Consider the following 18,327-nt stretch of genomic DNA (forward strand, 5'->3'; position numbering starts at 1 on the left):
CGGGGGCGCCGCCTACCGCTCCGCGACCATGGCCCCCGAGGCCGAAACCCCGGCATCCTCGGCCCGGCGGGCCAGTCCATCCGCATCGAACATGTGAACGTTGCCCGGGTCGATGGCCAGATACACCGTATCATCGGGACGGGGTCCCTCCTGCCCCTCGCTCAGAACCAGCATCGTGCCCACCCCCGCCACCTCCACGTGCAGCAGCGAACCGCTGCCGGTGTACTCGCTGATCACGACCTGGCCGGTCATTAGTCCCTGCTGCTCCGGCACGAGGCGCAGATGCTCCGGCCGCAGACCGACCTGCACCGCACCGCTCGTGTCGACGCCGGCGCGGGACAGCGGGCCGGCAAGATCGCTGGCGGCGCAGATGTTCATCTTCGGACTGCCGATGAACTGAGCGACGAAGATGTTGTCAGGCCGGGAGTAAAGCTGCCGCGGCGATCCGACCTGCTCGATCCGGCCGTCGCGCAGCACGACGATCCGGTCGGCCAGGGTCATCGCCTCTATCTGGTCGTGGGTCACATAGACCATGGTGTTGCGCAGCCGCTTGTGCAGCGCGGCGATCTCGGCCCGCATGTGCACCCGGAGTTCCGCGTCGAGGTTCGATAGCGGCTCGTCGAACAGGAAGACATCGGGGTGGCCGACGATGGCGCGGCCGATGGCGACCCGCTGGCGCTGCCCGCCGGAAAGCTCGCGCGGATAGCGGTCCAGCAGCGACCCAAGCTGCAGCGTCCGCGCCGCGTCCTCGACCCGCCGCGCGATCTCGGCCGGTTTTTCCTTCCGCACCTTCAGGCCGAACCCCATGTTCTGCTTCACCGTCAGGTGCGGGTACAGCGCGTAGGACTGGAACACCATCGCCACGCCGCGCCGGGCGGCCTGGACCTCGTTCATCCGGCGGTCGCCGATCCACAGGTCGCCGCCGGTGATGTCCTCGAGCCCCGAGATCATCCGGAGCAGGGTCGACTTGCCGCAGCCGGACGGGCCGACGAACACGACGAACTCGCCGTCCTCGATCTCCAGGTCCACGCCGCGGATGACTTCGGCCTTGCCGAAGCACTTGCTGAGGTTGCTGAGTTTCAAACCACTCATGTCATGCCCTTCCCGACCGGCAGAGCGTCAGCCCTTGACCCCGGACATTGCAAAGCTTTCGATGATCTGCCGCTGCGCGATCAGGTAAACGACCAGGATCGGCACCACGGCAAGGCTGGTCGCCGCCAGCTGCAGATGCCACAGCGGCGCGCCGTAGGGATCGGTGAAGTTCGACAGCGCCAGCGGCAGGGTGAAGTTCTCGAGGCTGGAGAGGAAGACCAGCGGCTCGAGGAACAGGTTCCACGAGAACAGGAACGTGATGATCGCCACCGCCGCCAGCGCCGGCCGGGACATCGGCAGCGCGACTTTCCACCAGATCCCCAGCCGCGACAGGCCGTCCATCTTGCCTGCCTCTTCCAGTTCCTTCGGCAGGGCGACGAAGTACTGCCGCATCAGGAAGGTCGCCATCACCCCGTGCGGCCCGAACACCGGCAGCAGGATCAGCGGCACATGGGTGTCCATCACCCCGAGCCAACGCATCAGGAAGAAGTTCGGGACGATCGTCACCTCTTCGGGCACCATCAGCGCCGAGATCAGGAACAGCATCAGCAGCCCGGCGCCGGCAAAGCGCATTCGCGCCAGGGCATATCCGGCCAGCGACGACAGGATCAGCGTGATCCCGGTCACCGCGCAGGCGATGTAGATCGAGTTGAAGTACTGCCGGGCGAAGGGCTGATAGTCGAAGACCTCCAGGAAGTTGTTCCAGCGCCAGACGTTCGGGATCAGGCTCGGCTGGCCGAAGATCTCGGTGGCGCTCTTGAAGCCCGACGAGATCATCCAAAGGAACGGAAACACGAAGGGCACCGCCACCAGGCTCAGCGACAGGACCCAGCAGATGCGGGTGACGACGCGCGTCTGCCGGCGGGTCAGCTGCATCACGCCGATCCTTTCTGGCGCAGCAGCAACTGCACGATCGTCAGCGCGAGGACGATGACGAACATGATCATCGCCAGCGCCGAGGCATAGCCGATGTCGAAGAACTCGAACGCCTGCTCGTAGATGTAGTAGGCCAAGACCAGGGTGCCGTTCTCGGGGCCGCCGCCGGTCATCAGGTAGATGTGGTCGAAGACCTTGAACGAGCCGATGGTGGTGATGACCATGATGATCAGCGTGGTCGGCGCCAGCAACGGCCAGGTCACCATCCGGAAGATCTGCCAGCCGGACGCGCCTTCCAGCCGGGCGGCCTGTTCATAGTCGCGCGGGATCGCCTGAAGCGCCGCGATGTAGAGGATCATGTTCAGCCCGACCATCTTGATGACCCGGGTGACGATCACCGCGACCATCGCCCAGTTCGGCTCGCGCAGCCAGTTCGGGCCGTCGATCCCGACATGGGCCAGAAGCTGGTTGACCGCGCCCGCTTCGCCTTGCAGCAGGAACCGCCACACGATGGCCCAGGCCACGGCCGAGGTGACGACCGGCGCGAAGAACACGGTGCGGAAGAACACGACGCCAGGCCCCGGGCGGCACAGTGCGATTGCAAGCGCCAGCGCCAGCGCCATGTTCAGTGGCACCAGGCCGGCGGCGAAGAAGATCGAGTTGCGGATGACGTGCCAGAAATCCCGGTTCGCGGTCAGCGCATCGGCGTAGTTGTCGAGGCCGACATAGGTGGCGCGTTGGCTGAGCAGGTTCCATTCGGACAGCGAGTAGAACACCACCGCAATCAGCGGACCGAGAAAGAAGATGAGGAATCCGATCAGGGTCGGGCTCACGAAGAGCCATCCCTCGATCGCCTCGCGCCGGCGAAGCGTCAGCCACGGCACGCTGTTCCTGCGCGCCGTGGCCTCGGTGTCGTTCAGCGCGACCATGCGCTCACAGATCGCCCTGAATGGCTTCGCAGACCGCGTCCAGCGACGCCTGGACATCGGCCTCGGCGCGCCAGAGGGCATCGACGCGCGGCTTCATCGCGGCGTTGATCTGCGGCGAGCGCTCGTGGCTGGGCAGCACCGTGCCTTCGGTGATGGCGGCGCTGACGTTCTGCATCTGCTCGGCCGGGATCAGGGCATTGGCGTCGGTGAAGGCATCGCTTTCCAGCACCGACTTGCGCGCCGGCGGGAAGAACTGCGCCATCACGGCGACGTTCTCCTTTTTGGTCATGTGGGCGATGAACTCCGCCGCCAGTTCCGGATACTCGCTTTCCGAGAACACCACTAGCCCGGCCTGCCCGATGATCGGCGAGGCGCCGGCGGGGCCGGTCGGCAGCGGGGCGATACCCCAGTTGAACCCGGCCTCGGGCATCTTCGAGGCGCGCGAGATCTGGTTGATCGTCATCGCCGAGCCACCCGAGAAGTAGTCGCCCTGCTCTCCCGGCGGCACGATCGAGCCGTCCTCGAACACCATCTCGTGCAGCATGGTGATCGCCGCCACCGCCTCGGGCTTGTTGAAGCCGCATTCGCCGTCGCGCCAGGCAAAGCCGCCGAACGCGCGGATCGGCGGCATGAGGGCGTGCATGATGCGGGTGTCGTAGCCCTGACCGTCCTTGAACTCGAAGCCGTAGGCGTCGTTCGCTTCGCTCAGCGCCTTGGCGACCTCGCGGAACTTGTCCATGTCCCACTCGCCCCTGCCAGCCAGGGTCAGCGGGTCTTCAAGACCGGCGGCGTCGAACATGTCCTTGTTGTAGTAGATCATGAACGGCGAGGTCGAGAACGGCACGCCGTAGATGGCGTCGTCCTTTTTCCAAAGGCCCATCGCCGGCTCGGAGAAGTCCGCCAGATCGTAGCCCTCGGCGCTTTCCAGTGCCGGCGTGAGTTCGCGCACCGCGCCGGCGCCGACGAACGTCGGCATGGCATCCTCGAACATCCAGCCGAGATCCGGCGGGTTGCCGCCGGCAAGCTGGAAGGTCAGCTTCTGGACGTACTCGCCGGCCGGGATGGTCTCGTAGTTGACGGTCACGCCCGGACGCTTCTCGGCGAAGCTGGCGGCAATGCCGTTCAGCATCTCGAGATGGGCGTCGTTGCCTGTCCAAACGGTGAAGCGCAATTCCTGCGCTGCCAGAGGCGCGGACAGCAGCGCAAGCGCCGCAACCGCTGAGGCTATCGTGGTCGGTCTGGTCACTGGGTCTCTCCCTGTTGTCAAGCAGTCGTCATCCGTGTCGTGTCGCGGCATTCCGGTTCGGGCGCCCCAGCCCGCAATCATGACGCGGCCGGCAGTGCGCCGGGGGCGTCGCCGATGGTCCAGCCGCCATCGACGGGGATCTCGGCCCCGGTGATGTAGGATGCGCCGTCGCCGCACAGCATCAGCACCGGCGGCACGCAATCCTCGGGCAGCCCGGGGCGGCCGGCCGGAATCTTGGCCTCGACCGCGGCGCGAAACACCGGATCCGCGTAGCGCTCCACCATGCGCTCGGTTTCGATCGCGCCGGGAGCGACGGCGTTCAGCGTGACGCCGCGCGCCGCCACATCTCGGGCGATCGCGCGCAGCGCCGTCAGCTGGGCCGACTTCAGCGCCGCGTAGACCAGGGTTTCCGACCGCGGACGCGCCGCCATGACGCTTCCCACTGCGACCACCCGGCCCCAGCCACGGGCCGCCATCGGCGGCACCAGTTGCTGGCACAGCGTCAGGAGCGAGGTGAAATTCGCCGCGACATGGTCGGCGACCGTCTCGGCGCCGATCTCGACCCACGGGCCGCGCCGCTCGATCGCGGCGTTGGCGATCAGGATGTCGACCGGCCCGCCCGACAGCGCGGCGCGGGCCAGATGCGCAGCGGCGTCCGGCCGGGTGAAATCGGCCTCGAATATCTCCGCCCCTGCGACGGTCTCGCGGGCGCCCTCGGCGTTGCCAAGGTGGTGCAGGACGATGGTCGCGCCCTGCCCCGCCAGGCCGCGCGCCACCGCCCTGCCGATCCCCCGGTCGGCCCCAGTCACCAGCGCCCGGCGGCCGGAAAGCGGTTGCGCGGCATCAGTCATCGGTATCTTCCAGGTCGCCTGCAACCTCGAGCGAGGCAATGTCGGCCGCTTCGTAGTGCCGCGCGACCAGGTGCACAGCCCGGTCCGGGTCGCCGTCGCGGATCGCCTCGAACAGCGCCTCGTGCCGCCGGATGGTATCGCGCCAGTCCTCGGGGGTGCGGTTGGAGCGCCGCGAGAACAGCTCCGAGACTTCGCGCTGCACCGAGCGCATGCCCTCGACCTGCATCCGGATCATCGCATTGCCGGTCGCCATCGCCATGCCGAGATGAAACGCGATGTCCGCCTCGGTGAACCGGTCGGGCTGGCCGAAGGTGTCGTGCATGCTTTGCACCGCACGCTCCAGCGCGGCGACGCCCTCGGCGCAGCGCCGCTCCGCCGCGAGTCTCGCGATCCCGGCTTCGACCACACGGCGCATCTCGTTCGCCTCGCGCAGCCGCGTCAGGCTGGAGCGGATGGCGTAGCCGTAGATGCGGTCCAGCGGCTCTCCGGTCAGCGCCTTGGCGCGGGCGACCTTGCCTTGCTGGGTGTGGATCAGCCCGACCCCGGACAGCTGGCGCAGCGCCTCGCGCGCGACCGGTTTGCTGACGCCGAATTCCCTGGCGATGTCGCCCTCGGACGGCAGCGGATCGCCCGGCGCGAACCGGCCGTCGAACAGCGCCTTGGCGATGGCCTCGGACACCGTGTCGGCCAGGCGCTGCGGCGCGCTCGGCTTGGCAGAAAACAGCGGTTCGTCGGCGGAATCGTTCATTCGCGCACCCTTCGCTCGAAATTGGTCTAGCAGTCCCCTCGCAACTTAGCAACTAAGTTTGTTAGTTGCCAAGAGGATGGGCTGTCGCTACAACGGGGGCGGTCGCGCCCCAAGCTGCAGAGGATCGTTGCATTGCCCGAGAACGGCCGGCACAGAATCATCGAGGTCATCGCGCATCCGCTGACCCAGCGGCTTCCGGCACCGACGCAAACCTCGTGGGGCCGATATGATGCCGTGTCGATCCTGTTGGTCGAGGTGCGGACGGACACCGGTCTGGTCGGCGTCGGCGAATCGCTCGCCCGGTTCGCGCCGGTCGCCTATGCCGAGCTGGTTGAAGCCGCCCTGGCGCCGCGGCTGCTGGGACAGGACCCGCTGGCCATTGGCGCAAACTGGGCCCGGATGCGCCGGGCCTTGTCCGGCCGCGCCGGCGGGATGCTGATCGAGGCGATCGCCGGGGTGGACATCGCCCTGTGGGACATCGCGGGCAAGGCCGCCAACCTGCCGATCTGGCGCCTGCTGCACGGCGAGGCGCGTCCCGAAGTGCCGGTCTATGCCGCCTCGGTGAACTGGGGCGGCGATGACGAGGCGGTCGCCGAGACGGTCGCAAGGTTCGCCGAGCGTGGTTTCGGCCGGATGAAGATCAAGATCGGCACACCGGTCCGCGCCGCCTGCGCGCGGATCGCCCTGGTCCGGAAACTGGCCGGCGACGACGTCGAGCTGACCGCGGACGCCAACTGGGCCTATGTGCTGGACGACGCCGCGACCGTGGGCCGCGCGCTGGCCGACAATGGCTATACCTGGTTCGAGGAACCGCTGCGCCCCGAGGACGAGGACGGCTACCGCATGCTGCGCGCCCGCTGTCCGGTGCCGCTGGCGGCCGGAGAAAGCAACTATACCGCCGATCAGGCCGCGCCGCTGGTGCGGGACCGGACGCTGTCGTGCCTGCAGCCGAACGTCACCCGCGCCGGAGGGATCTCGGAAACGCTGCGGATGGCACGGCTGGCGGCGCAGCACGACGTCGCCTATGCGCCGCATGTCGGCATGTCGGGGATCATCTGCGAGGCGGCGAGCCTGCATCTCGCCGCCGCCCTGCCCAACGCCCGGGTCATGGAATGCCCGGTCTCGGCCAACCGGTTCAAATCGGAGCTCGCCGATCTTGCGCCGGGCGCGGCGCGGGCGGCAAACGGAAACCTGGCGGTGCCGCAGGAACCGGGGCTGGGCCTGTCGATCGACTGGGACGCGGTGGCGTCGATGGAATTCCTGGCAAGGAAGGATGTGGCGTGACCCACGCGTCTGCTCCCGTGCCGCCGAAAGCTCACGACATCCGCATAACGGACGTCATCGCCCACCCGCTGACCCAGCGGCTGCCGAAACCCACCGTCACTTCGTGGGGCCGGTACGAGCAGGTGTCCATTGTCCTTGTCGAGGTCCGCACGGACGCCGGGATCACCGGCGTCGGCGAGACCCTGGCGCGGTTCGCCCCGCGCGCCTATTGCAACCTGATCGAGACCGCGCTGAAGCCACGTCTGGTCGGCCAGCCGGCCGGCTCCATCGCCGCGCACTGGCACGCCCTGCGCCGCGCCTTGTCGGGGCGGGCAGGCGGCATGCTGATCGAGGCCATCGCGGGCGTCGACATCGCCCTGTGGGACATTCACGGCAAGGCCGCCGGCCTGCCCATCGCGACATTGCTCGGCGGCATGGGGCGCTCCGAGATCGACGTCTATGCCGCCGCCGTCAACTGGGGCGACGACGCGGACATGGAGGCCGAGCTGGCGGCGCTGCTGGCGCAAGGCTTCCCCCGGATCAAGGTCAAGATGGCCAGGCCGGTCGCCGACGCCTGCCGCCGCATCGAGCTGATGCGCAAGCGTGCCGGCGACGATGTCGAGCTGTGCGTCGATGCCAACTGGGCGTACGGGCTGGACGAGGCCGTCGAGGTGGGGCGCGCCCTGGCCGCCAACGGCTATGTCTGGTTCGAAGAGCCGCTGGAGCCGGAGAATGAGCAGGGCTACGAAGAGCTCCGCCGCCGCTGCGACGTGCCGTTGGCCGCCGGGGAGAGCAACTTCACCGTCGATCAGGCGAGGCGGCTGGTCGCCAACCGCACGCTGTCGGTGCTGCAGCCGGACGTCGCCCGGGCCGGCGGGATCACCGAGACCCGGCGGATGGCGGATTTCGCCCACGCCCACGACGTGGCCTATGCCCCTCATGTCGGCATGTCCGGGATCGTCTGTGAAACCGCATCGGTGCATCTGTCCGCCGCGGCGCCGAACTTCCGGGTGATGGAATGCGAGGGCGACCGCAGCCCGTTCAAGACCGAGCTGGCCGATCTCGCTCCGGGCTGCCTGCGGCAGCAAGGCGGGCGGCTGGATGTCCCCACCGGCCCAGGTCTGGGACTGACGATCGACTGGGACGCGGTTCGCCGCCTGCGCAGCCCCGAGTGACCGAAGCAAGGAGCGAGAAGCCGTGAACCAGACCTCCGCCCAAGCGGACCTTGAATCCGCCATGCTGCGCGCGCTGCGCCTGGCTGATCCGGCGCTCAGCCGTTTCGACCCGATGCGGCGGATCATCTCGCATGACGATTTCTCGCGCGGACATTGCGGCTGGTCGCAACTTGTCGGCAACTACGAGGACACGCTGGACACCATGCTGCCCGGCTATGCCCAGCACACCAGCGCCATGCTCTCGACGCTCGGTCACTGGGACGCCGGATCGCACGGCGGCATCGACAGTTCCTACGCGCTGAAGATCGCCACGCGGCCGCGCCCCGGCGCACAGAACGTGGCGATCAAGCGCCTGACCATGCGCGAGCGCTGCCCGATCCGGTTCGAGGCCTACGTCACCTTCAAGCCCGAGGCCACCGAGCTGAGGCTGAGCGAGACAGACGTGCGCTCGTTCGGCTTCCTGTTCGACCTGCAGGGCGGCGACGGCGACGGCCCGATCGACCGGGTCATGCCGCACATGCGGTTTCTCAATGCCATGGGCGGCAGCCATGTGCAGAAGTGGCAGTTCAAGTCGAAATCGACCGACTTCAAGGCAATCGGCGACAGCAACAAGACCGCCAGCCACTACCACCTGGCCCCCGATGACTGGCAGGACCTGCCCGGCGGCGAGCAGCGGCTGTGCTACAACGAGATCGCCACCAAGGTGAACTGGAGCTATATTCGGTTCGACTTCGATCTGCGCGCGATGCAGGCGCTCTCGTTCCGATGCAACGATCGCGAGTTCGATGTATCCGCATTCGAGCCGATCCGGATACCGGCGATGAAAAACCTCTGGTGCATGCTGAATTTCTGCCTGTTCGCCGAAACCGACGCCGCCAAGCGCGCCTTTCTCTACGTCGATTCCGTCTGCGTTTCAGGTGATTTCTGATGCTCGCTGAAAGCACCACCGCAATCCTGGCGCGGAACGAGGACTGGACCGGAACCGCCGCGACCGAACCCTACGAGGCCGGCTGGGCCCGAGAGGCCGTGATCTTCGTCCGGGCGCTGAAAGAGCCGACCGGACCGCAGCCCCGGGCCATTGTCGAGATGTCGCCAGACGGCATGCACTGGCTGCCGGAGGGAACTGCGCTGGCGTTGCCGGAAACCGAGGGCGGCATCGCCATGGCCCGGATTTCCCATTTCGGAAACTGGTTGCGGTTGCGCGCCGACTTCGCGACCGGATCTGGGGCTACGGTTCTGGTGACGCTGCATCTCAAATCGTAACCACCGGCCCCGCTTCGGCAATCCGCAAGCGGCACATGGCGGCGTTTCGGGTTGCGTCCTTCAGGAAACCACTGTCACGAACGAGGCCACACCAAGGATCAATGCGATGATTGTCGGCACGATCATCGCAAGGGCCAGGCCCACGCGCCGATTTCGAGCGCCGTGATCCGAGGCCACGCGCGTTCCGGACGTCTGCTGCCGCGCGCCGCTTTGATCCAGGCCGCGACCGATGTGTTTCTCTTCGATACGGTTCCGGTCATGTATGACGATCAGCAGGGCGATGATCGCCATCATGCTTCCGGGAACCCAAAGGACAAAGCCGCCTCCGGTCTCGTCCGCGAGCGGTGAAATGCCGAAGAGCCGCCCGTCGATGTCGTAGGCCGTGTAGAGAACGCTCGTCTTGAATGTCGTCAGGGCGCCGAGGAAAATGTTGGAGAGTATCGTGACGAACAGGATGACGATGCGCAGGAAGTGCGATGGCGCGTCCGGTCGGTCACGTTCGGTGAATATCATCGCGAAGAAGACAAGCCCGGCAACCAGCATCGTCAGGTGCATCGCCCAGTGAACGAGATCGTTGACGATGGCGGCATTGTGGATCGCCGGCACCTGCCAGACGTACAGCGAAAGCACGAACAGGAACGTGGCAACCCACGGGCGCTGCAGATAGCGAAAGGCGCCTCCGACGAAGCCGCTCGAGGCCAGCGGCGACAGTGCGCCGGTCCGAAGGCCCCTTGGAAGGCCGACCGTCATGATCGCCGCCGGGCGCGACAGCATCAGCAGCATCGGGCCGAGCATACGCAGGAGAAGGTGCTGGATCTGATGCGCGACGAACAACCTCTCGCCCATCGGGTCGATGGGGGATTGCAGCGACAGGAATACCGCCGCCAGACCCGTGGCAAAGGCGATGTGGCGCGCGGTGGAGACCCGCGTGCGCGCCCTCGACCGTCGGATCGCGCCACGAAGATAGATCACGCCCAGCAGAACAAGCGGACCGCTGACCGCGAGTGTCTGGTTCCACGCCGCCCAGACAGCACCCGCGTCGAGATCGCGTCCACCATGTGCCCGGGCGATGCCGGGCAAAGCCGCCGAAAGCAACCCGGTCACCAAACCCGTGATTGCTGAATATCTTGTCTTTCGGGTCATGCCCAGGACCTGCGCATCGGTAGGTGTCGGTGGCGTTTTCAAAGCGCGTACACGATCGTCATGACCGTGATCGTGACGACCGAGAACATCGCAACAGCGCCCAGCGCAAGCGTCCGGCCCATATCGCGGTTCGGCTTCTCGACCTTGAGGCGCAGCTCTTGCGCCGTTTCCGGAAATTCGAGCGCCGCCGAATTCGCGCCGCGCATCAGGTCGTATCGGCTGTTCCACCGCCGATTTTCCGAAGCGTTCCAGCCGTTCAGTACGAGGATGATGGCCACGATCAGAACCATCGAAGAGGGCACCCAGATCGTGTAGCCGCCGATGGTTTCGTCGGCCAGGGCGCTGAGCCCGGTCCTGTTCGTTGCCATTTGGTAGGACGCATAAAGCTCGATCTCCTTGAGCGTCGTCAGGGAGCCGAGCAAGATGTTGGAAACGATCACCACGAAACCGGAGATCAGGCGCGCTCCGCGGCGCGCGCCCTCGGGCGGATCCCGGCGATCGAACAGCATGGCGAAATACCAGGTCCCCGCCAGGACCATGGACAGATGCGCAAGGGCTTCGACCGCCGCCACGCGCTGCGCAAGCCCGTAGAGAACCGGTATCTGCCACAGAAAAAGCGCCGCCACCACCAAGGCGGTGGCGATTGCCGGGTGCGCCAGGAACCGCACACTGCCGGACTTCCCGAGGCCGCCGAGCTGCCGCCGCCCGCGTTGCCCAAACCCGCACAGCAGTATCGCCCAGGGCTGGGACACTGCAACAAGCAACGGGCCGACAAGCCGGAGAAGCAGGTGCTCCATCTGATGGGCAAGAAAGAGACTGTGCCCCGTCGGGGCCAGTGGCGCGTTCGTGGCGGCAAGGACGCAGGCGAGACCGGCGAAGAACAGCAACTGCCGCCAGGCGGCAACCTTTCCGAGAATGCGAACGGATCGCGCAAGGCCACGCATGTAGACCCATGCGGCCATGCCGACCAGGACCAGCGATACCGGCGAAACCGCATAGCCAAGCGGATCGTAGAGAATGAGATACCCGATCATGGGCGGATAGCCGGTATCCGTTCCCGGCCGGAGCAGACCGGAGACGGAGCCGGGACGGAACGAAAGTTCGGGATTGCGGTCACGGGCTGTATCGGCGGATCGAACTCAGCCAGGGCGCGGCAAGGAGCAGCCCCACGCCGCCGACCACGAACACGTCCGCCAGGTTGAAGGCGGGCCAGTGCGAGGCCCCGACATAGAAATCGAGGAAATCGGTCACCGCACGATAGCGCGCGCGATCCATGACGTTGCCGAGCGCACCGCCGATAATCGCGCCATAGGCAAGCGCCTCGATCCGGCTTGTGGCGCGGGTCAGCAAGACCGCCATCCAGACGCAGATGGCGAGAGCCAGCACCGCGAGGCTCCACCACGGCACGCCGCCGAGAAGCCCGAAGGAGACGCCGTCGTTGCGCAGGTAGACGAGATTGAAGCCGGGAAACACCGGCACGCCGGTGCTCAGGACAGCCGCGTTGGCGACGACGATCGCTTTCGTCACCTGATCTGCAAGAAAGGCTATCAGGGCCGCAAACACACCGGTGAGAAGTAACGGTTTCATCTGTCGCATCGGGTCACCCCAGCCAGACGTCGAGGAACAGCATGATCACCAGTCCGACCGCAAGGCCGAGTGTCGCCCTGTTCTGATGGCCGGAACGGTGGGTCTCCGGGATGATCTCGTGGCTGATGACGTAGAGCATCGCCCCCGCCGCGAAGGCAAGGCCCCACGGGAGGATCGGTTGCGAGATGCTGATGATCCCGGCGCCCAGCAGGCCGCCGACCGGCTCGACGAGCCCGGTCATGGCCGCGATGCCCCAGGCGCGGCCCTTCGAGTAGCCCTCGCCAAGCAGCGAGACCGCCACCGCGAGGCCCTCGGGCGCGTTCTGCAAGCCTATGCCGATCGCGAGCGGCAGCCCGCCCGACAGGCCATCGGCCCCGAACCCGACGCCGACCGCCAGCCCCTCGGGAAAGTTGTGGATCGTGATCGCGATGATGAAGAGCCAGACGCGCCGCAGCGAGGCCGCATCGGGCCCTTCCCGCCCCGACTTGAAGTGCTCGTGCGGCAGCTTTTCGTTCATCAGGTGAACCGCGCCCATGCCCAGGAGGATCGCGATGCAGACGATGGCGGCCGGGGTCGCGCCATTGTCGAAGCGCACTTCCGCAGCGTCGAGCGCCGGGATGATCAATGAAAAGAACGAGGCCGCGAGCATGACCCCCGCCGCGAAACCGAGCAGCAGGTCGCGCGTGGCCCGCGAGGGCAAACGCCCTCCCAGCACGGGCAGCGCGCCGAAGGCGGTCAGCGATCCGGCGGCCAGGCTTCCGAGAAAGCCGAGGGCGATGGGGGAGAGAGGTTCCAATGTCTACTGCCTTGCGGATACGTCGGTCAGGTGCCGGCGGAGCTTGTGCGGACCTCTGTACAAACGTCCCCGGCGACGTCTTGTGCCACGGGAAGCCAAAAAAAGGCGATCGCGCAATCGGACGCATGCCGTTTCATGGATCACAGCCTTTCCGTTGCCGTACGGGCGAATTCGCTGGCGAGCCGTTTGGCCAGAAGCGAGCGTGCCTCGCTCAGTCGCGTCAGCGCCGCCGCGTCGTCGGTTTTGCGCTCGGTCACCTCGGCCAGCCTGTCGTCCGTGAGAGGATCGGTCGGACGACCGTTTACCCGGACCTCATAGTGCATGTTCGGGCCTGTGGTGGTGCCTGTCGCCCCCACACGACCGATGACATCACCCGCTGCGACGCGATCGCCCTTCGCCAGCCCGTCGGTCACGCCGCTCAGATGTGAATAGCGGGTCAGGGTGCCGGAGCCATGCGCGATCTCGATCACGCGGCCATAGCCGCCGCGCCACCCGATGAAACTGACGCGGCCCGGTGCGGTCGCGCGAACCGGCGTGCCGTGTGCGGCGGCAAAGTCGACGCCCGTATGCATGCGTGTATTTCCATAGACGGGATGCCGCCTGCGTCCGAAAACCGAGCTTATCCTTGCGCCCTCGACCGGCTGTGCAAAGACGCGCAAGACCTCTCCGTCGACATAGATCGTCGCCCGTCCGCTGCCGTCGTCCGGCCAGATGATCTCATAGACCGAACCGCCGAGATCCAGAGCGGCGAAAGCAAGTTCCGGCTCGCCGATCACCTGCTCCCCGACGCGCGCCTCGCGCCACAGCAGACGCAACGTCTCGCCGCCCGCAAGTTCGCGCCGGAAATCAACCGTGCCGCCAAGCATCTGCGCCAGGTCGACCGCAAATCGGGCGGGGATGTCTGCCTTGTCGAGTGCTGCGAAGATCGAGCTTTCGATCACCGTCTCGCCGGCGAAAGTCACCGTGTCCGGGTCCGGCTCCAATACGCGGGTGGCAAGCTGCTCGCCGAAGACCGCCTCGATCCGGATGCCGTCTTCGACTGCGAGCTCGACCCGGCGCGGGTTGCCGTCCGTTTTTGTAACCACGGTAATGACGTGCCCCGGACGCAGACGACGCAGGTCGTATTCCGCGCCGAGCGCCAGGGCGATTTCCACACGGTCCGCGGCACGCAGCCCCGCATCGGCCAGAACCGCATCAAGTGTTTCGCCCGACGCGATCTCCCGCGACCAGGTGGTCAAGGAAGGCTCGAACGATGGCACGAAGGCGTCCGCGAGAGAAACAGGCCGCAGAGGCGCCGGTCTGAACGCGGGCGTCACATCCTGGACCGGCGCAGGGCGGACCGAACCGGTTTCGACAATCCGGGGCGGCGCAAGAGGATCAGGGGCCCAAAGGCTCGCTCCTGCAAGCGCAGGCGGCACCGGTTCCTTGGACAGACCGTCAGAGACAGTGATGGCGGTCACCGAAAACGTGCCCGCGATCGCTGCTGCCGCTGCTTTGCGCTTGATCCTCATGTTGTTCCCTCAGCATCTTCTCGTAGTGCGCGGCGGATCTTCGGCACTGCCAACTCCCGCGGCTGGTGATAATCGATCATGGTGACGAGATGCCCCTCGGCATCGAACAGGAAAACGCTCGCAGTATGGTTCATCGTGTAGTCGCCCCGCTCGCGCGATCCTGCCCCAGCACCTCGCCATGAAGAGCACGGCAAGCGACGCGGTGAGCCCGATGATCCAGGCCGGAGCCCGCTCTCCGGAAAGTCGGGTCATGGCGATCAGATCCGCGCTCTCAGATCGGCGAGGATCTCCTCGGCGGGCGTGCCGTAGGACCAGGAGTCCGCGAAGCCTGCTTGCGGGTCGAACAGGAACAGGTGTGACGTGTGCGCCATGAAATATCCGCCCGGCGCCGCGGCCTCCTCGATCCGTTCATAGAAGATCGGAAAGGTCTCGGAGGTCTCGGCGATCTGTTCCGGAGTGCCGGTAAGCCCGATGATCCCGGCGTCGAACAGCGGCACATACTCGGAAAGTGCCGCCGGCGTATCCCGTTCGGGATCGATCGTGATGAAAATCGGTTGCACCTTTGCCGCCTCGTCTCCCAGATCCTCCATCACGGCCGCAACCTCCGCCAGTGTCGTCGGGCAGACATCGGGGCAGTTGGTGAAGCCGAAGAAGACCAGCATCCAGCGCCCAGCGAAGTCTTCCTCCGTGCGGACCATGCCTTGATGATCGGTCAGTTCGAAGTCAGCGTAGAACGGTGGTTCATTCTCGGCGCCGGTGCGGTCGACACGGTCGTCTGACCACAGCAACAACCAGATGAAAGCGAGCACCGCCACGCCCGCCAGCACCCACAATACCTTCTGAAGACCTGAAAGCCTCACACCGCTCCGCCCCATTCTGATTCCACATTTTTTGCGCGTTTACATCCTCTAGCTGCTGTAGATTCAAGCGTCATCGTAGCGGATCGCCCAGCGATCACCTGTCTGTGAAGACAGCTGGTGTCTTGTGGTCCGCACGGCCTAAAGCTACATACACTGTAGACAATGCGGAGAGCGGGAATGCTGTCGATCGGGACGCTGGCGAAGAAGACCGGAACGAAAGTACAGACAATCCGGTATTACGAGCAGATCGGGCTGTTGCCGGAGCCGGGCAGGACCGAGGGCGGCCAGCGCCGCTATGGCGACGCCGAACTGGACCGCCTGTCATTCGTCCGGCACGCGCGGCAGCTGGGTTTCTCGCTGGATTCGATCCGCGAACTCCTCGATCTCAGCGAACGCCCGGACAAGCCCTGCGCGGAGGCGGATGCAATCGCCCGTCGGCAGCTCAGACAGGTCGAGCAACGATTGGCCCGGCTGGAGGCACTCCGCATGGAACTGGAGCGGATGGTGCACGAGTGCAGCGGCGGGCAGACGTCCGATTGCCGAGTGCTGGATGTCTTGCGTGATCATTCCGAATGCCTGACCGAGCATGAAGAGATCGGCGCCTGAGTTGCCTGCGGCGATAGCGTATCCGCTTGCGGCGCTGGCCGAGATTGCAGGGTGTTTCGCCATCCGGGCCTGGTGGCGTCTGGGCGCTTCCACACTCTGGATCGTGCCGGGCATTGCTGCCCTCGTGGCGTTCGGCTGGCTCCTGGCGCAGGTGGAGACCGTCGCCGCGGGCCGCGCATTCGCCGCCTATGGTGGCGTCTATATTGCGGCCGCGGTTCTGTGGATGTGGCTGGCCGAAGGGCACAAGCCCGATAGATGGGATCTTCTGGGCACAGCCGTTTGTCTGTTGGGGGCAACGATCATTCTTGCCGCGCCGCGTGGAAGTTAGGAAATACGCGTGGACTTGTCCGCCTCAAGTGAATTCGGTTGCCCGTCCTTCACGCAAGAGACCGGAACGAAATCTTGTCGCTCGTGGTTCCGCTTCGGCACGGACCTAGGTTTGGCAATAGTTTATGGCAGAGCAGCAGAACGCCTCGGAAAAACGCACGCTCTGGATCGTTCTGTGCCTCAACGTCGGGCTGGCAATCGCTTTCTTCACATCCGGTGCCTTCGGCGATTCCAGCGCGCTTATCGCCAATGGCCTCGACAATCTGTCGGACAGTTTCGTCTTTGGCATCGGCCTTCTTGCGCTCTCCCGCACCGCTACGTGGAGGCGCGCTGCGGCGATCGTTTCCGGCGACATTACCCGGCATCTTCCAGGCGCGCATTTGTTGCCCTGAATTTCGGTCAACTCCCGCGATCCCTTTCCGGATCGCGCGATCAACAGCAGAGGAACAGGATATTGTCCGAGACCATTGAAGCGGAAACCGCAGAACAGAGACGCGCGTTGTGGATCGTACTGCTGCTGAACCTGGCGATCGCCATCGGCTTTTTCGTGACCGGCACGATCGGGGATTCCAGCGGGTTGATCGCCAACGGGCTCGACAACACCTCCGACACGGTCGTCTATGCCATCAGCCTCTTTGCGCTGTCGCGGGCGGATAAATGGAAACGGGCGGCCGCGAACGTCTCGGGCGGGATGCTGCTGCTGTTTGCGGCGGGCGTTCTGGTCGATGCGGTGCGGCGCTACTACGCCGGGTCGGAGCCGCTGGGCGGCCTGATGATCACCATGTCATTGATCGCGGCCGTCGTGAACGTGATCTGCGTCTGGCTCCTGGCCAGAATCGAGAATCCCGATGTCAACGTCCGTGCCGCAAACACATTCAGCTGGAACGATTTCGCCGCGAACGGCGGTATTCTCATCGCCGGTGGGCTGGTCTGGTGGCTGGACAGCAACTGGCCGGACCTGGCCGTCGGCATTGCGGTCGCGGGGCTGTTCGTCTGGGGCGGGGTCAAGATTCTCCGCGATGCCCATGGCGAGCATCACAAGGCGGTGCATGATGAGGGCGAATGACCGCTGCCCGGGGTCCGTACGCTCTTACCGGTCGCGGTTGCAATTCCGGGAACCTTGGTTGCGGTCAACTTGCGGCCCGGCGCTACCCGCCTCGTCAGCGCCATTCAGCACCTCGCCGCCGGGGTCGTCTTCGCCGCGGCGATGTTCTTCGTCAGTTTCCTTCTGCTCCTCTCGCTCGAAGAGGTGATGTGAGACCCCGAATTCAATGAAAGGAAGCAGAAATGCCGCATGATCACGGCCACGCCCATATCGACCCCGAGTCCGGCGACCGCCGCGTCTCCATCGCCATCTGGGCCAACGGCCTTCTGACCGTCGCGCAGGTCGTCGGCGGGATCCTGTCCGGCAGTCTCGCGCTGATCGCGGATGCCCTGCACAACTTCTCTGACATGGCGTCGCTGGTCATCGCTTTCGCCGCGCGCAAGATCGCCCGGCGACCCGCCGACGAGCGCATGACATTCGGCTACGGAAGGGTCGAGATCGTCGCGGCGCTGATCAACTATACAACCTTGGTCCTGATCGGCTTCTACCTGATCTACGAGGGCGGCATGCGGATGATCGACCCGCCCGAGGTACAGGGCTGGACGGTCGTGATCCTGGGCGGGGTGGCGCTGGTGATCGACACCTTGACGGCGATGCTCACCTACTCGATGCAGAAGGGCAGCGTGAACATCCGGGCGCTGTTCCTGCACAACCTGTCGGACGCCGCCGCCTCGGTCGCCGTGGTCGCGGGCGGCACGCTGATCATCCTCTACGACTTGCGGTGGGTCGACCCGGCGATCACCATCGGCATCGCGCTCTACATCCTCTATCTGGCCCTTACCGAGATCGGCGGTCCGATCCGGACATTGATGCTCGGCAGCCCACCCGACATCGACGGGAATGACGTCGTCGGGGCGATGCGCGGTGTGGACTGCGCGTTCCGGGGTGATCCGGTCGGGGATTCCGATTTGATCCGGTCACCCATTCCAATCTGATCCGGTCACCGATT

At 65.8% G+C, this 18,327-nt stretch carries 21 protein-coding genes and 2 pseudogenes; 10 read left to right on the forward strand and 13 right to left on the reverse strand.

Annotated features, from left to right (window positions below; translation table 11 throughout):
- Positions 1-12: 12 nt before the first annotated feature.
- The 6 genes from GE300_RS07120 to GE300_RS07145 form a co-directional block, all read right to left on the reverse strand.
- Complete coding sequence (locus GE300_RS07120; protein ID WP_154445858.1) at positions 13-1,092, reverse strand: ABC transporter ATP-binding protein; 1,080 nt, start codon at positions 1,090-1,092, stop codon at positions 13-15.
- A 27-nt stretch (positions 1,093-1,119) separates the two neighbouring features.
- On the reverse strand, positions 1,120-1,968 hold the full coding sequence (locus GE300_RS07125; protein WP_233416839.1) for a carbohydrate ABC transporter permease: 849 nt from the start codon (positions 1,966-1,968) through the stop codon (positions 1,120-1,122).
- A complete protein-coding gene (locus GE300_RS07130) occupies positions 1,968-2,897 on the reverse strand; it encodes a carbohydrate ABC transporter permease (RefSeq protein ID WP_154445859.1) in 930 nt (309 codons plus the stop codon). The genes GE300_RS07125 and GE300_RS07130 overlap by 1 nt, the downstream gene beginning before the upstream one ends.
- Before the next feature lie 4 nt (positions 2,898-2,901).
- Positions 2,902-4,143, reverse strand: a complete 1,242-nt coding sequence (locus GE300_RS07135) for an ABC transporter substrate-binding protein (protein WP_325063137.1) — start codon at positions 4,141-4,143, stop codon at positions 2,902-2,904.
- Positions 4,144-4,220: 77 nt separating this feature from the next.
- Positions 4,221-4,994: an SDR family NAD(P)-dependent oxidoreductase gene (locus tag GE300_RS07140; protein WP_154445861.1), complete on the reverse strand. Its 774-nt coding sequence runs from the start codon at positions 4,992-4,994 to the stop codon at positions 4,221-4,223.
- The gene (locus GE300_RS07145; RefSeq protein ID WP_154445862.1) at positions 4,987-5,742 is read right to left on the reverse strand and encodes a FadR/GntR family transcriptional regulator; all 756 of its coding nucleotides are present in this window, start codon (positions 5,740-5,742) and stop codon (positions 4,987-4,989) included. The genes GE300_RS07140 and GE300_RS07145 overlap by 8 nt, the downstream gene beginning before the upstream one ends.
- 132 nt (positions 5,743-5,874) lie before the next feature.
- On the opposite strand from GE300_RS07145, the gene GE300_RS07150 reads away from it, so the two are divergent.
- The 4 genes from GE300_RS07150 to GE300_RS07165 are packed head-to-tail and all read left to right on the forward strand — an operon-like array spanning position 5,875 to position 9,443.
- Entirely contained in the window at positions 5,875-7,026 is a 1,152-nt protein-coding gene (locus GE300_RS07150; RefSeq protein ID WP_154445863.1) for a mandelate racemase/muconate lactonizing enzyme family protein, read from the forward strand.
- Positions 7,023-8,180 (forward strand): mandelate racemase/muconate lactonizing enzyme family protein, encoded by a 1,158-nt coding sequence (locus GE300_RS07155; RefSeq protein ID WP_325063138.1) that lies wholly within the window; start codon positions 7,023-7,025, stop codon positions 8,178-8,180. The genes GE300_RS07150 and GE300_RS07155 overlap by 4 nt, the downstream gene beginning before the upstream one ends.
- Before the next feature lie 22 nt (positions 8,181-8,202).
- Positions 8,203-9,108 (forward strand): DUF6772 family protein, encoded by a 906-nt coding sequence (locus GE300_RS07160; RefSeq protein WP_233416840.1) that lies wholly within the window; start codon positions 8,203-8,205, stop codon positions 9,106-9,108.
- Positions 9,108-9,443 (forward strand): hypothetical protein, encoded by a 336-nt coding sequence (locus GE300_RS07165; RefSeq protein WP_154445864.1) that lies wholly within the window; start codon positions 9,108-9,110, stop codon positions 9,441-9,443. The genes GE300_RS07160 and GE300_RS07165 overlap by 1 nt, the downstream gene beginning before the upstream one ends.
- 60 nt (positions 9,444-9,503) lie before the next feature.
- Here the strand turns inward: GE300_RS07165 and GE300_RS07170 are convergent, their stop codons facing one another.
- The 7 genes and pseudogenes from GE300_RS07170 to GE300_RS07200 all read right to left on the reverse strand — a co-directional run bounded on the left by GE300_RS07170 (position 9,504) and on the right by GE300_RS07200 (position 15,304).
- Complete coding sequence (locus tag GE300_RS07170; RefSeq protein WP_154445865.1) at positions 9,504-10,586, reverse strand: cytochrome c oxidase assembly protein; 1,083 nt, start codon at positions 10,584-10,586, stop codon at positions 9,504-9,506.
- 38 nt (positions 10,587-10,624) lie between these two features.
- Positions 10,625-11,620, reverse strand: coding sequence for a cytochrome c oxidase assembly protein (locus GE300_RS07175; protein WP_154445866.1), 996 nt, complete (start codon positions 11,618-11,620; stop codon positions 10,625-10,627).
- A gap of 79 nt (positions 11,621-11,699) precedes the next feature.
- Entirely contained in the window at positions 11,700-12,173 is a 474-nt protein-coding gene (lspA, locus tag GE300_RS07180) for a signal peptidase II (RefSeq protein WP_154445867.1), read from the reverse strand.
- A 13-nt stretch (positions 12,174-12,186) separates the two neighbouring features.
- On the reverse strand, positions 12,187-12,969 hold the full coding sequence (locus tag GE300_RS07185; RefSeq protein ID WP_154445868.1) for a ZIP family metal transporter: 783 nt from the start codon (positions 12,967-12,969) through the stop codon (positions 12,187-12,189).
- Positions 12,970-13,109: 140 nt separating this feature from the next.
- A complete protein-coding gene (locus GE300_RS07190) occupies positions 13,110-14,480 on the reverse strand; it encodes a M23 family metallopeptidase (protein ID WP_154445869.1) in 1,371 nt (456 codons plus the stop codon).
- A pseudogene (locus GE300_RS07195) lies at positions 14,477-14,620 on the reverse strand (SCO family protein); the annotation flags it as partial. The pseudogene GE300_RS07195 and the gene GE300_RS07190, both read right to left, overlap by 4 nt.
- Before the next feature lie 117 nt (positions 14,621-14,737).
- A complete protein-coding gene (locus GE300_RS07200; RefSeq protein ID WP_154445894.1) occupies positions 14,738-15,304 on the reverse strand; it encodes an SCO family protein in 567 nt (188 codons plus the stop codon).
- Positions 15,305-15,517: 213 nt separating this feature from the next.
- Between GE300_RS07200 and GE300_RS07205 the strand changes: the two genes are divergently transcribed.
- The 6 genes and pseudogenes from GE300_RS07205 to GE300_RS07230 form a co-directional block, all read left to right on the forward strand.
- A complete protein-coding gene (locus tag GE300_RS07205) occupies positions 15,518-15,946 on the forward strand; it encodes a MerR family transcriptional regulator (RefSeq protein WP_154445870.1) in 429 nt (142 codons plus the stop codon).
- Position 15,947: 1 nt separating this feature from the next.
- A complete protein-coding gene (locus GE300_RS07210; protein ID WP_233416856.1) occupies positions 15,948-16,274 on the forward strand; it encodes a YnfA family protein in 327 nt (108 codons plus the stop codon).
- Positions 16,275-16,398: 124 nt separating this feature from the next.
- Positions 16,399-16,665 (forward strand): hypothetical protein, encoded by a 267-nt coding sequence (locus GE300_RS07215; RefSeq protein WP_407647694.1) that lies wholly within the window; start codon positions 16,399-16,401, stop codon positions 16,663-16,665.
- 62 nt (positions 16,666-16,727) lie between these two features.
- Entirely contained in the window at positions 16,728-17,339 is a 612-nt protein-coding gene (locus GE300_RS07220) for a cation transporter (protein WP_154445872.1), read from the forward strand.
- Between the two features lie 54 nt (positions 17,340-17,393).
- On the forward strand, positions 17,394-17,531 hold the full coding sequence (locus GE300_RS22885) for a hypothetical protein (protein WP_233416841.1): 138 nt from the start codon (positions 17,394-17,396) through the stop codon (positions 17,529-17,531).
- Between the two features lie 29 nt (positions 17,532-17,560).
- Positions 17,561-18,250, forward strand: a pseudogene (locus tag GE300_RS07230) (cation diffusion facilitator family transporter); the annotation flags it as partial.
- Positions 18,251-18,327: the final 77 nt, after the last annotated feature.

The sequence above is a fragment of the Halovulum marinum genome (assembly GCF_009697225.1).
Taxonomy (GTDB): domain Bacteria; phylum Pseudomonadota; class Alphaproteobacteria; order Rhodobacterales; family Rhodobacteraceae; genus Halovulum; species Halovulum marinum.

What these genes read in the sequence shown, in the direction of transcription:
- GE300_RS07215 (WP_407647694.1), top strand. Translation starts at nt 16,399, where the DNA reads ATGGCAGAGCAGCAGAACGCCTCGGAAAAACGCACGCTCTGGATCGTT.
- GE300_RS07140 (WP_154445861.1), bottom strand. Translation starts at nt 4,994, where the DNA reads ATGACTGATGCCGCGCAACCGCTTTCCGGCCGCCGGGCGCTGGTGACT.
- GE300_RS07165 (WP_154445864.1), top strand. Translation starts at nt 9,108, where the DNA reads ATGCTCGCTGAAAGCACCACCGCAATCCTGGCGCGGAACGAGGACTGG.
- GE300_RS07175 (WP_154445866.1), bottom strand. Translation starts at nt 11,620, where the DNA reads ATGATCGGGTATCTCATTCTCTACGATCCGCTTGGCTATGCGGTTTCG.
- GE300_RS07120 (WP_154445858.1), bottom strand. Translation starts at nt 1,092, where the DNA reads ATGAGTGGTTTGAAACTCAGCAACCTCAGCAAGTGCTTCGGCAAGGCC.
- GE300_RS07170 (WP_154445865.1), bottom strand. Translation starts at nt 10,586, where the DNA reads ATGACCCGAAAGACAAGATATTCAGCAATCACGGGTTTGGTGACCGGG.
- GE300_RS07125 (WP_233416839.1), bottom strand. Translation starts at nt 1,968, where the DNA reads ATGCAGCTGACCCGCCGGCAGACGCGCGTCGTCACCCGCATCTGCTGG.
- GE300_RS07130 (WP_154445859.1), bottom strand. Translation starts at nt 2,897, where the DNA reads ATGGTCGCGCTGAACGACACCGAGGCCACGGCGCGCAGGAACAGCGTG.
- lspA (WP_154445867.1), bottom strand. Translation starts at nt 12,173, where the DNA reads ATGAAACCGTTACTTCTCACCGGTGTGTTTGCGGCCCTGATAGCCTTT.
- GE300_RS07145 (WP_154445862.1), bottom strand. Translation starts at nt 5,742, where the DNA reads ATGAACGATTCCGCCGACGAACCGCTGTTTTCTGCCAAGCCGAGCGCG.
- GE300_RS07190 (WP_154445869.1), bottom strand. Translation starts at nt 14,480, where the DNA reads ATGAGGATCAAGCGCAAAGCAGCGGCAGCAGCGATCGCGGGCACGTTT.
- GE300_RS07205 (WP_154445870.1), top strand. Translation starts at nt 15,518, where the DNA reads ATGCTGTCGATCGGGACGCTGGCGAAGAAGACCGGAACGAAAGTACAG.